General features: G+C 75.5%; 13 protein-coding genes and 1 pseudogene. 9 read left to right on the forward strand and 5 right to left on the reverse strand.

Annotated elements, in window-relative coordinates:
* From KIK08_RS33695 to KIK08_RS33720, 6 genes and pseudogenes are all read left to right on the forward strand, one after another.
* Window positions 1–732, forward strand: a pseudogene (locus KIK08_RS33695) (hypothetical protein); the annotation flags it as partial.
* A gap of 29 nt (window positions 733–761) precedes the next feature.
* Window positions 762–911 carry a hypothetical protein gene (locus KIK08_RS33700; RefSeq protein ID WP_214407368.1) on the forward strand — a complete coding sequence of 50 codons (150 nt, stop codon included), beginning with the start codon at window positions 762–764 and terminating at the stop codon, window positions 909–911.
* Between the two features lie 188 nt (window positions 912–1099).
* Window positions 1100–1540 carry an Hsp20/alpha crystallin family protein gene (locus KIK08_RS33705; protein WP_214407369.1) on the forward strand — a complete coding sequence of 147 codons (441 nt, stop codon included), beginning with the start codon at window positions 1100–1102 and terminating at the stop codon, window positions 1538–1540.
* 155 nt (window positions 1541–1695) lie between these two features.
* Window positions 1696–2025 carry a MerR family transcriptional regulator gene (locus KIK08_RS33710; protein WP_214407370.1) on the forward strand — a complete coding sequence of 110 codons (330 nt, stop codon included), beginning with the start codon at window positions 1696–1698 and terminating at the stop codon, window positions 2023–2025.
* 74 nt (window positions 2026–2099) lie between these two features.
* Window positions 2100–2807 (forward strand): RluA family pseudouridine synthase, encoded by a 708-nt coding sequence (locus tag KIK08_RS33715; protein ID WP_434056943.1) that lies wholly within the window; start codon window positions 2100–2102, stop codon window positions 2805–2807.
* Between the two features lie 139 nt (window positions 2808–2946).
* Entirely contained in the window at window positions 2947–3573 is a 627-nt protein-coding gene (locus KIK08_RS33720; protein ID WP_214407371.1) for a maleylpyruvate isomerase family mycothiol-dependent enzyme, read from the forward strand.
* Here KIK08_RS33720 and KIK08_RS33725 read toward each other — a convergent pair.
* The gene (locus tag KIK08_RS33725; RefSeq protein WP_214407372.1) at window positions 3558–4454 is read right to left on the reverse strand and encodes an NmrA family NAD(P)-binding protein; all 897 of its coding nucleotides are present in this window, start codon (window positions 4452–4454) and stop codon (window positions 3558–3560) included. The two genes, KIK08_RS33720 and KIK08_RS33725, sit on opposite strands and share 16 nt — an antisense overlap.
* Window positions 4451–5518 carry a saccharopine dehydrogenase NADP-binding domain-containing protein gene (locus KIK08_RS33730; protein WP_214407373.1) on the reverse strand — a complete coding sequence of 356 codons (1068 nt, stop codon included), beginning with the start codon at window positions 5516–5518 and terminating at the stop codon, window positions 4451–4453. Before KIK08_RS33730 ends, KIK08_RS33725 begins: the two co-directional genes overlap by 4 nt.
* 75 nt (window positions 5519–5593) lie before the next feature.
* Here KIK08_RS33730 and KIK08_RS33735 point away from each other — a divergent pair, with 75 nt between their 5' ends.
* On the forward strand, window positions 5594–6187 hold the full coding sequence (locus KIK08_RS33735) for a TetR/AcrR family transcriptional regulator (RefSeq protein ID WP_214407374.1): 594 nt from the start codon (window positions 5594–5596) through the stop codon (window positions 6185–6187).
* 25 nt (window positions 6188–6212) lie between these two features.
* Window positions 6213–6548: a YnfA family protein gene (locus KIK08_RS33740; protein ID WP_214407375.1), complete on the forward strand. Its 336-nt coding sequence runs from the start codon at window positions 6213–6215 to the stop codon at window positions 6546–6548.
* 18 nt (window positions 6549–6566) lie between these two features.
* Here KIK08_RS33740 and KIK08_RS33745 read toward each other — a convergent pair whose 3' ends face one another.
* Window positions 6567–7400 carry a DUF427 domain-containing protein gene (locus KIK08_RS33745; RefSeq protein WP_250558368.1) on the reverse strand — a complete coding sequence of 278 codons (834 nt, stop codon included), beginning with the start codon at window positions 7398–7400 and terminating at the stop codon, window positions 6567–6569.
* Between the two features lie 136 nt (window positions 7401–7536).
* Here KIK08_RS33745 and KIK08_RS33750 point away from each other — a divergent pair, with 136 nt between their 5' ends.
* Window positions 7537–9249, forward strand: a complete 1713-nt coding sequence (locus KIK08_RS33750) for a glycoside hydrolase family 13 protein (RefSeq protein ID WP_214407376.1) — start codon at window positions 7537–7539, stop codon at window positions 9247–9249.
* A 10-nt stretch (window positions 9250–9259) separates the two neighbouring features.
* On the opposite strand, the gene KIK08_RS33755 is transcribed toward KIK08_RS33750, so the two are convergent.
* Both KIK08_RS33755 and KIK08_RS33760 read right to left on the reverse strand, forming a co-directional pair.
* A complete protein-coding gene (locus KIK08_RS33755) occupies window positions 9260–10123 on the reverse strand; it encodes a hypothetical protein (protein WP_214407377.1) in 864 nt (287 codons plus the stop codon).
* 163 nt (window positions 10124–10286) lie between these two features.
* The coding region (locus tag KIK08_RS33760; RefSeq protein ID WP_214407378.1) for a PucR family transcriptional regulator at window positions 10287–11411 on the reverse strand (1125 nt) is incomplete at its 5' end.

Below are 11411 nucleotides of genomic sequence, written 5' to 3' on the forward strand. Positions count from 1 at the left end.
CCCGGCGCCGAGGCGGCGACCGTGCTCCTGGACCCGCGCTCCGCCCGTCGGCGCGGACGTCCCGCCCACCGGCGCCGGACCCGCCGCCGCCCCGCCCTCCCGGCCCGGGTGGTGCTCGCCAGCGTGACCGGGCTGCTGCTGGTCGGGGCGACCGCCCAGGGCCTGGCCGGCACCGGGCCCGCCGCGGAGAGCGCGGTGACGGCCGACCCCGACCTTGCGGTGCCGGTGCCGAGCACGAGCGACCCCGGGTCCGTGCCGGTCTCCGTGTCCGTCGTCCCCGAGACCCGACCCGACGCCGGTGCGCCCGCGGCCGATGCGGCGCGCCCGCCCGCCGCCGCGCCGCCCGCTCCTCCGCGGCCCGAGCAGCGGTCCGCCGACGAGCACGGCGGGTCCGGCCAGGGTTCGGACGACCGGTCCGACGAGCACCACTCCGACAGCGGGCACTCCGACGGCCACTCCAGCGGGCACTCCGACGACGAGGACTCCGACGACGACCACTCCGGCTCGAGCTCGCACCACGACTCCGACGACGACTCCGACGACGACTCCGACGATTCCGACCACGACTCCGACCACGACTCCGGCGGTGGCTCGGGCGGTGGGTCCGGCGGCGGGCACTCGGGAGGCGGCTCCGGTGGCGGGCACTCGGGAGGCGGCGGACGCCCCGGCGGCGGCTGGAACGGCGGCTGGGGCGGTTGGGGCGGCTGGGGCGATGGCTGGGGCGATCGCTAGACGGTCCGCCCGGCGGCCCCGACGGCGACATGGTGTCGCTCGACCTCGACCACGGCGCCACGCTGCTCTACATGACGGCGGGCGAGATCCACGCCGGGCACGTGGCGCTGCGGGTGGATGCCGGGCGCGTCTACTTCGCCGATCCCGACGGCTACCTCATCGAGATCATCAGCTCCTGAGGTCCCACCGGGCGCGCGGGCCGGCCACTCTGGATTACATCCATCGGGTGACAGAAGTAACAGTGACTTGCGAAGCAAGAAACCTCTATCTATCGTTACAGATATCAGGAAGCGTCCACCGGAGATCATCTCCACCGGAGCTTCCCCGCATCGCCGCCTGACGTCGAGGATGAAGGGAGTGGCTCGCGATGCTGATGCGTACCGACCCGTTCCGGGAGTTCGACCGCATCGCCCAGCAGGTGCTGGGGACGGGGCAGGGGACCTGGTCCCGGCCCACGGCCATGCCGATGGACGCGTACCGGCACGGCGACGTGTTCGTCGTCGAGTTCGACCTGCCCGGCGTCGACCCCGACGGCATCGAGCTGTCCGTCGAGCGCAACGTGCTGACGGTGCGCGCCGAGCGCCGGCCTTCGCTCCGCGAGGAGAACGTCGAGATGCAGGTGTCCGAGCGCCCGCTCGGCGTCTACTCGCGCCAGCTGTTCCTCGGCGAGACGCTCGACACCGAGCACATCGACGCCGACTACTCCGCCGGCGTGCTGACGCTGCGCATCCCGGTGGCCGAGCGGGCGAAGCCGCGCACGATCACGGTCTCGCACCGCGACGCCGACCGCAAGGAGATCAACGCCTGACGGACGGCGACGGGCCGGGCGTCCTCGATGCCGTTCGGGGCGCCCGGCCCGTCCGCGTTCCCTGGCCCGGTCGCGGAACGGCCGCGTAGGATACGTGCACCAGCAGGTACTGATTATGTCCAGCAGACCGACGAGCGGATCGCGAGGTGGTGGTGATGGGTCTGTCCCGGCTCGACGACGAGGACTACCCGGCCGTCGCCATGGGGCAGGCCGCCGAGCTGCTGGAGGTCCAACCCGCCTTCCTGCGCAGTCTGGACGCCGCGGGCGTGGTCAGCCCGGAGCGCTCCGCGGGCGGCCACCGCCGCTACTCGCGCCGGCAGCTGGAGCGGGCCGCCCGGCTGCGCGTGCTGGTCGACGGCGGCATGAACCTCGACGGCGCCATCCGCATCATCGCCCTGGAGGACGACCTCGCCTCGGCGCACGCCCAGATCGCCGAGCTGAAGCGCAGGCTGGCCGGCGAGCCGGCGTCGGAGGAGGGGTCCTGAGCCCGAGCACCGGCTGGACGTGGGCCGAGCTGCGGGCCGCCCGCGCGCTGGTCGCGGACGACGACGTCCTGGCCCTGGACAAGCCGGCCGGCATCTCGGTCACCGGCGAGCGGCACGACACCGACGTCGTCAACCTGGCCGAGCGGGCCGGAGAGCGGCTGTTCCCGGTGCACCGCATCGACAAGGTGACCTCCGGTGTCGTGCTCCTGGCCCGCACCCTCGCCGCGCACGGCCCGTTGACCAGGCAGTTCGCCGACCGCACCGCCGCGAAGGGCTACCTGGCCGTGGTCGAGGGCGACGGGCTGCCCGAGCGCTGGACGGTCGACCTGCCGTTGGGGGTGGGCCGCAAGAACCGGGTGCGGATCGCCGCCCCGCGCGAGCGGCTGCGCTTCGACGAGGCCACCGCCACCTGGACAGTCGACCCGGCCGATGTGCTCACCGGCAAGTCGACCTACCCGTCCCGCACCGACGTGCACCGGCTGCTGAGCACCGGGGGGCGCACGCTGGTGCTGGCCCTGCCGCGGACCGGGCGCCGCCACCAGATCCGGGTGCACCTGGCCTGGACCGGCACCGCCATCGTCGGCGACCCGCTGTTCCGCACCCCCGGGGCCGCCCCGGCCACCCGCACCCACCTGCACTCCTGGCGGCTGGACCTCCCGGCGACCGACCTGGCCCTGGGCGCCGAGCCGGACCAGGAGTTCCTGGCCCCCCTCGGCGACCCGGCGACCACCACCGCGGCGGTCGAGGCCGCCGCGACCCTCTGGCGCACCCGCACCCCCTGACGGCCCGTCGAGAACGAAGTTGTCGCGATTTTGGACCGGTCCACCGAACGACAACGTCGTTCTCGACGGGTGGGCGATGAGTCCGGGGCGCGGCGGGAGTCCACCGGTTGCCGGGACGGTCCCGGGCGAGGAGGTGGACATGTCCGACGACGACGTGCGCGCTGCGGTGATCGCCGAGCGGCGCGAGCAGGCCGACCTGCTGGCCGGGCTGACGCCCGAGCAGTGGGAGGCGCCGAGCCTGTGCGAGGGCTGGCGCGTTCGCGAGGTCATCGCGCACACCACGTCGGCGTACCGGCTGTCGTTCGGACGGTTCCTGCTCGACGTGCTCGCCGCCCGCGGCAACGTCAACCGCGCCGCCGACCGCCGCGCCCGCGCGGACGCCGCGGCGATGACGCCGCAGGAGCTGGTGGCCTGCCTGCGGGACAACGCCGAGCACTCGTGGACCCCGCCCGGCGGTGGCCCGGTGGGCGCGCTGTCCCACGACGTCATCCACGGCCTGGACGTCACCATCGCGCTCGGCCTCGACCGCACCCCGCCGACCGGGCGGCTGGCGATGGTGATGTCCGGGATGAAGCCGAAGAACGTCGCCTTCTTCGGCACCGACCTGTCCGGGGTGCGGCTGCTGGCGACCGACCTCGACTGGGCCTTCGGGGAGGGCGAGCCCGTGCACGGCGCGGCGGCCGACCTGTTGATGGTGGTCTGCGGGCGGACGCTGCCGCCCGGGCGCCTCACCGGCGCCCTCGCCTCGCGCTACACGCGCGCCTGAGCGTCGCGCAGGTGGGCGGCCAGCTGCCGCGGCGGCCGCCCACCGATGCGCTCGATCTCCTCGCTCACCCGGTACAGCTCGTGCACCGCGCCGATCTCCCGGAACATCGCCCACAGCGCGGACAGGTGCTCGACCGCGCGGCCGTCGCGGTAGAGGTCGTCGGCCACCGCCCGCCACGCCTCGGGTGCGACGTCCACGTAGCCGACCTCGTGCCCGGAGGCGGCGGTGAAGGCCTCCGCGACCTCCCGCACGGTCAGCACCTGCCCGGTCAGCCGCAGCACCGGCTCGACCGGGCCGGGGTCGGCCAGCACCCCCGCGGCCACCCGGGCCACGTCCTCGGCGGCCACCAGCGGCAGGACCGTGTCGGGCGGACCGAGCGGCAGGGCGAGCTCCCGGAACCCGGCCGCGGCCGCGACGACCGCGAGGTTCTCGAAGAACACCGCGGCCCGCAGGTGCACCGCGCCCACCTCGAAGCGGTCGAGCACCCGCTCGGCCACCCAGTGCTGGCGCATGTGCGGCGTGCCCGCCGCCGGGTCGGCCGCCAGCTGGGACACCGCGACCACCCGCTCCAGCCCGGCCTCCCGCGCCGCGACGGCGAACGCCCCGGTGGCGTCGACCAGGCCGTGGGTCACCGGGTAGGTGAGGAAGGCCCGGCGCACCCCGCGCAGCGCCGGGCCGAGGTCGGCGATCTCGCGCAGGTCGCCGACCACGACCTCGGCGCCGGCGACGCGCAACGCCGCGGCGCGGTCGTCGTCGACGCGCACCAGCGCCCGGACCGCGAGCCCGCGGGCCAGCAGCAGGTCGACGACGTGCCGGCCGGTGGAGCCCTGGCGGCCCCCGGCCGCGCCGGTGACCAGGACCGGTCCCGCCGGCCCGGTCACCGGATCCCCAGCAGCGGCTCGTCGGTGGCGTCGGGCAGCAGGCCGGGGCTCGCGGTGAACGCGCCCCGCCGTTCCAGCCGGGCGAGCAACGCGCCCGCGTCGACGGCCTCGGCGGGCGCGAACACCCCGCCGCGCGCCGGGCCGGGCGGCTCGGCCAGCGCGAGGGCGACCTCCACCGAGACCAGCGCCGCGCCCCACCACAGGTCGCGGCCGGTGACCAGGCCGGTGCGGCCCCCGTCGGCGGTGATCGCCTGGACGGCGACGGTGTACTCCGACCCCGCCCGCGTCGCGTCGTCGACGTCTTGGCCCTCGAAGGTCTCGGGGGCGAACGTGTGGGCGGTCATCTGGGCCTCGACCTCCCGCGCCGGGACGTGCCGCGGCACGGTGATCGTCTCGTGGTACGGCACCGGGGCGACCATCGACTGCGGGCCCAGCGGCGGCGGGAACGGGAACACCGCGTTGCGCGGCTCCACGTAGTGCTCGTCGAGGGCGCCGTCGGTGAACGTGACCCGGCGCAGGTCGGCGATGACCTGGTCGGCGGTGCGGCGCGCGCCGGCCGTCATCCGCCAGCCGGCCACCGCGTAGCCGATGACGAGGCGCCGCACCTCCGGCAGGCCCGCGGCGACGACCGCGGCGAGCAGGTCGCCGTACCCGCCGTAGAAGCTGGCCCCGGGCACCAGCGCGCTGCCGGCGTCGCGGGCGGGCCGGTCCAGCTCGTCGAACAGGGACCGGACGTGGTGCTGTTCGAGGGCGTGGTCGACGTAGTGGCAGCCGGCCGCGACCGCCGCCTCGGCGACCGGCCGCCCGGTCTCGGAGTAGGGGCCGGCGCAGTGCACCAGGACGGTGCAACCGGCGGCCAGCTCGCGCAGGGCGCCGGGGTCGTCGAGCGGGGCGGCGAGCGCCTCGACGCGCTCGCCCGCGTCCAGCTCGGTGGTCATCTTCTGCACCGCGATGGCGTCGCGACCTGCAAGTACGATGCGGTGGCCGCGGGCGAGCAGCTCGGTCGCGACCAGGCGACCGGTGTGCCCCGTGGCGCCGTAGACGGCGATGATCGGCGGACTCATGATCCCACTTCCATACTCGGAGTACGGACGTCATCACCTTTGCATACTCCGAGTATGTCCTGTCAAGGTGCGACCGTGAGCCCCCGCACCCAGGCCGCCCGCACCGAAGCAACCACCGGGCAGCTGCTCACGGCGGCCCGCGAGCTCTTCGGCCGCGACGGCTACACCGCCACCTCGATCGACGCCGTCGCCGCGGCCGCCGGCCTGACCAAGGGCGCCGCCTACCACCACTTCACCACCAAGGGCGCGCTGTTCCGGGCCGTGTTCGTCGGCGAGCAGGACCGGGTCGCCGCGGAGCTGACGCGCACCACGGCCGAGCAGACCGACCCGTTCGCCGCGCTCCGCCGCGGCTGCCGCACGTTCCTCGAGCTGTGCCTCGACCCCGCGTTCCGCCAGATCGCCCTGCTCGACGGGCCCGCCGTGCTCGGCTGGCAGGAGGTCCGCTCGATCCAGTCCGAGCGCGCACTGCGGCTGCTCGCCGACGGCATGCTGGTCGCCGCGGCGGCCGCCGGGGAGCCCGACGCCGACGTGAGCGCCCGCTCCCACCTGGCGTTCGGGGCGCTGTGCGAGGCCGGGATGCTGCTGGCCCGGGCCGACGACCCGGACACCGCGCTGCTGGCCGTGCTGACCGAGGCCGAGCGCCTGGTCGACGCCCTGGCCCGGCCCTGAGGACCACCCGTCCTAGGCTCGGCCGGTGACGGTGATCAGGTCGGTGCTGCTGTTCGGGCTGGCCGCGCTGGCCGAGATCGGCGGGGCCTGGTTGGTCTGGCAGGGCGTGCGCGAGCACCGCGGGCTGCTGTGGGTCGGCGCCGGGGTCGTCGCGCTGGGCCTGTACGGGTTCGTGGCCACGCTGCAGCCCGACGCCGAGTTCGGGCGCATCCTGGCCGCCTACGGCGGGGTGTTCGTGGCCGGCTCGCTGGCCTGGGGCATGGTCGTGGACGGCTTCCGCCCCGACCGCTACGACCTGCTCGGCGCGGCGATCTGCCTGCTCGGCGTGGCCGTCATCATGTACGCGCCGCGCAGCGCATGACCGTCCGGCGCCAGGGGTTCACGACCAGGGCGTGACCGGGCGCTCCTGGCGTCCGCCGTCCAGCACGACGTCCATGCGCTCGGTGAAGAAGCAGACCAGGTCGCGGATCCGGGTGCTCTCCGGCCGCGGGTCGGGGTAGCTCCACACCAGGTCCGCCCGCTCGCGGCCGTCCACGACCGGGGAGAAGTACACCGCCTCGCCCTTGTACGGGCACGCGGTGCGGGTGGCGCTGGGCGCCAGCTGCACCCGCACGTCGGCGCGCGGCAGGTAGTAGCGCACCGGCAGCAGCGTCTCGAACAGCAGCGTCGGGCGGGCCGACTCGGCCAGCACGTGCCCGTCCAGCTCGATCCGCACCGGCTGCGAGCCGGCCAGCACGTCGATGCGGTGGAACGGGTCCCTCGGGTGCACCGAGATCGGTTCGTCCTCCTCGCGCCAGGCGAAGGCGGCGAAGTCGAGCGCCAGGAAGCCGTCGAGCCGCGGGTCGTCGAGCTGGAAGGCCACCCCGCCCAGCACGGCCCCGTCCACGTCGAGGTCGGCCGGGCGACCCGCGGCGGTGTGCGCGGTGAACGGCTCGGCCGCGAGCAGGCGCAGGTCGGCGGCCAGCTCGGGGACGTGGAAGCCGATGTCGTCGCCGGCCGGGGGCTGCGGGTCGGCGGGCCGCACGGCGGCGCGGACGTCGGCGGCCGGGACCGCGTAGGTCGGCAGGATCCGGCGCGGCTCCCACAGGAGCACGCCGCGCGTGCTGTCCACGACCGTCGTCCCGTTCCACGTCGCCCGCAGGCGCCGGGCGAGCGGCTCGTGGCGCAGGACGCCGTAGCCGCCGGCCAGCAGGTCTCGGACACGGGTGCTCATGGCGCCCCAGCATCCTCCGGGTGCCCGGGCCCGTCAGCCCCTCGTCACACTGTCCGGGGGAATTCCCGCGGGCCTGCCGTCGTCGCACCGGACGATTACCGTGCCCGGTAACCCGGCAGAGAGGTGAAGGTCCGCAGTGCAGACCCAGGCAGGGCAGAACCCGGCGACCCAGGACCCCGCGGCGAACACCACGTGGTGGCGCAGCGCCGTGGTCTACCAGGTCTACATCCGCAGCTTCGCCGACGGCGACGGCGACGGGCTCGGCGACGTCGCCGGCATCCGCGCCCGCCTCGGGCACATCGCGGACCTGGGCGTCGACGCCGTGTGGATCAACCCGTGGTACCCGTCGCCGATGGCCGACGCCGGCTACGACGTCAGCGACTACCGCGACGTCGAGCCCCGGTTCGGCACGCTGGCCGACGCCGAGGCGCTGATCGTCGAGGCCCACGAGCACGGGCTGCGGGTGCTGCTCGACATCGTGCCCAACCACACCTCCGACGAGCACGTGTGGTTCCAGGAGGCGCTCGCCGCCGGTCCGGGCTCGCCCGCCCGCGGGCGCTACCTGTTCCGCCCCGGCCGCGGCGAGGCGGGCGAGCTGCCGCCCAACGACTGGCGCTCGATGTTCGGCGGGCCCGCGTGGACCCGGACCACCGACCCCGACGGCACCCCCGGCGAGTGGTACCTGCACCTGTTCGACACCAAGCAGCCCGACCTGAACTGGGAGCACCCGGACGTCCGCGCCGACTTCCTGCGGACGCTGCGGTTCTGGTTCGACCGCGGCGTCGACGGCTTCCGCATCGACGTGGCCAACTCGCTGGTCAAGCAGCCGGGCCTGCCCGACATCGGCGACCTGGTGTACCCGCCGGCGATGGTCGAGGTCGACGGCGAGCTGGTCCGCGCGCCGTACACCCCGCACCCGCACTGGGACCGCGAGGAGGTCCACGAGGTCTACCGCGAGTGGCGGGCCCTGGCCGACTCCTACGACCCGCCGCGGGTGTTCGTCGCCGAGGCCTGGGTCGACCACCCCGACCGGCTCTCCCGCTACGTGCGCCGCGACGAGCTGCACACCACGTTCAACTTCAACTACCTGGTGACCCCGTGGCGGGGCCCGGAGATGCGCAAGACCATCACCGAGACCGTCGCCGAGCACGCCGCGGTCGGCGCGCCGGCCACGTGGGTGCTGTCCAACCACGACGTGTCCCGGCACGTGTCCCGGTACGCGCGCGTCGACCAGAGCGGCGACAACCGCCACCTCGACCCCCGCGACGCCGACGTCGACCTCGCGCTGGGCGTGCGCCGGGCGCGCGCGGCCGCCCTGCTCACCCTGGCCCTGCCCGGCGGTGCGTACGTCTACCAGGGTGAGGAGCTGGGCCTGCCGGAGGTGGAGGACCTGCCCGAGGACGTGCTGCAGGACCCGACCTGGGAGCGTTCCGGGCACGCCGACCGCGGCCGCGACGGCTGCCGCGTGCCCGTCCCGTGGTCGGGCGACGCCCCGCCCTACGGCTTCGGCCCCGGGCCGACGACCTGGCTGCCCCAGCCCGACGACTGGGGCCCGCTGACCGTCGAGGCCGAGACGGGCGACCCGGCGTCGATGCTGGAGCTCTACCGCGCCGCCCTGCGCCTGCGCCGGGAGAACCCGGCCCTCGGCGACGGCACGCTGAGCTTCCGCGACGACTTCGACTCCGACGTGGTCGCCTTCGACCGCGACCCGGGCTTCACCTGCGTGGTGAACATGGGCGGGGCGCCGGTGCCGCTGCCCGCGGGCGAGGTGCTGCTGGTCAGCACCGAGCTCCCCGGCGACGGCACCCTCCCCGCCGACGCCGCGGTCTGGCTGTCCCGGACGTCGTGAGCGGGGATCGCTAGTAGACGGCCAGCCAGCCGGCGATCACGACGTCGGGGCCGGTACCGAGATCGGGGCTGTAGACCAGCCGCAGCTCACCCGACTGCGCGTCGACGGCGAACCGGGTCTGGTAGGTGGTCGAGGCACCCGGCGGGATCACCTCCGAGAGGGAGAGCTGGGAGGGCTGCCCGGGCTCGGTGATGACCGCCACGGGCAGGCCGGCGTGCGTGGCCCCCGGGCCGATGATGTAGCCGAGCAGTTCGTAGGGCGCGTCACCGCCGTTGGTGACCGTGGTCTGGAACCGGATCGCCCGCGCGGAGCCGCCGCCGGCGGCCCCCGGGCCCGGCGTGTACAGCTCGGGGACGCCGACCTCGATCGTCAGCCCGGACGGTGTCGTCACCGGCTCGCCGAACCCGGCGGGCAGAGCGTCCGTACCCACGACCGAGCTGCCGCCGCCGGGCTCGGCGGGCGGAGGTCGTACCGCCGAGACGCCGGGCACGGTGCCGGTGGTGGGCGTGCTCGGCTTCCGGTCGCCGCCGTCGAGGAGCACCACCATCAGCACCACCACGCCGACGGCGAGCGCGATGCCGCCGGAGATCCACGCCCAGACCGGGACGCCGCCACGGGGCGGCGGCCCGTACGGCGGCGGGTACGGCTGGCCGAACTGATCCGGGTACGGGTGGCCACCGGGGCCCGGCGGGGTCTGGGCGGGGTACGGGTAGCCGCCGGGACCCGGTGGGGTCGGAGCGGGGTACGGGTGGCCACCTGAGCCCTGGGCTCCCGGTCCCGGGTACGGCTGACCTCCCCGGCCGTGGTCGCCCTGGGGCCGGGGGCCACCGGGGCCCGGGTGCTGCCCGGGAGGGCCGTACGGCTGCTGGGTCATCGCAGAGCCTTCCTGGGCGGGTCGCGGGGAGCCCCGCGTATGGTGCGGTCCCCGCGGCACGAGCCGGCGACGCACCTCATCGCCGACCCCGGTTGCGCCGATCAGCCTCTCACCGGCCGTCTGCCTGCGATTCGGTGCTGCATCGATCGGCTCACGCCCGCCATCAGGTGTGGAACAGGACGCTGCGGCAGGCCAGGTGCAGGGCCAGCCGCTCGTCGGGGTCGGTCAGGTCGACCCCGAGCAGCTCCTGGGCCCGGGTGACGCGGGCCGCGACGGTGTTGCGGTGCACCCCCAGCACCGCGGCCGTCTCGGTGAGCGACGACTCCGCGTCCAGGTAGGCGGTGAGGGTGCGCAGCAGGTCGCCCTGCTGGCCGTGCAGGGGATCGAGCATCGAGCGGGCCGCCGGCAGGAACGTGTCGGTGCGGGTCCAGGCCAGCAGCAGCCGGCCGAGGCCCAGCCGGTCGACGTGCACGAAGTGCCCGCTCGCGGTGCGGGTGGCGGCCAGCCGGGCGGCGTCGCCCGCCTCGCCGAGGGTGCGGGCCAGGCCGTCGACGCCGCGGTAGACGCGCCCGACGCCCATGGCGCTGCGCACGGAGCTGCGCAGCAGCCAATGGGCGCGGCGGGCGGCGGTGGCGTGGCGGTGCAGTTCGTCCGAGCCGGGTTCGTGCTCGAACGTCGACCAGGCGCCCCACCCCGAGTCCTGCTCGACGACGACCGCCCCCAGGTGGGCCGTCTCGAAGGCGCGCAGCACCTCGGGGCGCACCGCCACCGCGTCCACCCCGGCGGGCACGTCGATGCGGATGCCGATGTGCCAGCCGTCGAGCCGCCAACCGGCGTCGACGGCCCGCCTGCGGGTCTCCGGCGCCGGGTCGCCGCTGGTCTGCAGCAGCTCGACCAGCAGTGACGTGCGCAGCCGCGCGTCGCGCTCGACGGTCAGCCGCTGCTGGGCGAGCCGGTGGGCCATCGACTCGGCGGCCACCGCCATCGCCGCGGTCACCGCCGTCGTCTCGGCGGGCACGCCCGGCGGCACGGCCACGGCCAGCCGCGAGCTGGACGCGCCCTCGGCGCCGACGGCCCGCACGAGCGTCTCCTGCCCTCCGGGGCCCGGCTGCGGCCCGGCGACCCGCCGGCCGGTGCCGTCGAGCAGCCAGACGGGGCGCCGCCACACCCGGGCCAGCTCGGCGACCAGCCCGTCGACGCCACCGGTGGCCGCCGCGCCGACCGCGGCCGTGCGGCTGACCAGGTCGGCGACGACCTGGTCGGGGGCGCGCAGCAGGCGCGTGGCGAC

This window comes from Pseudonocardia lacus, from assembly GCF_018531445.1.
Taxonomy (GTDB): Bacteria; Actinomycetota; Actinomycetes; order Mycobacteriales; family Pseudonocardiaceae; genus Pseudonocardia; species Pseudonocardia lacus.

What these genes read in the sequence shown, in the direction of transcription:
- KIK08_RS33700 (WP_214407368.1), top strand. Translation starts at nt 762, where the DNA reads ATGGTGTCGCTCGACCTCGACCACGGCGCCACGCTGCTCTACATGACG.
- KIK08_RS33710 (WP_214407370.1), top strand. Translation starts at nt 1,696, where the DNA reads ATGGGTCTGTCCCGGCTCGACGACGAGGACTACCCGGCCGTCGCCATG.
- KIK08_RS33755 (WP_214407377.1), bottom strand. Translation starts at nt 10,123, where the DNA reads ATGACCCAGCAGCCGTACGGCCCTCCCGGGCAGCACCCGGGCCCCGGT.
- KIK08_RS33705 (WP_214407369.1), top strand. Translation starts at nt 1,100, where the DNA reads ATGCTGATGCGTACCGACCCGTTCCGGGAGTTCGACCGCATCGCCCAG.
- KIK08_RS33745 (WP_250558368.1), bottom strand. Translation starts at nt 7,400, where the DNA reads ATGAGCACCCGTGTCCGAGACCTGCTGGCCGGCGGCTACGGCGTCCTG.
- KIK08_RS33730 (WP_214407373.1), bottom strand. Translation starts at nt 5,518, where the DNA reads ATGAGTCCGCCGATCATCGCCGTCTACGGCGCCACGGGGCACACCGGT.
- KIK08_RS33720 (WP_214407371.1), top strand. Translation starts at nt 2,947, where the DNA reads ATGTCCGACGACGACGTGCGCGCTGCGGTGATCGCCGAGCGGCGCGAG.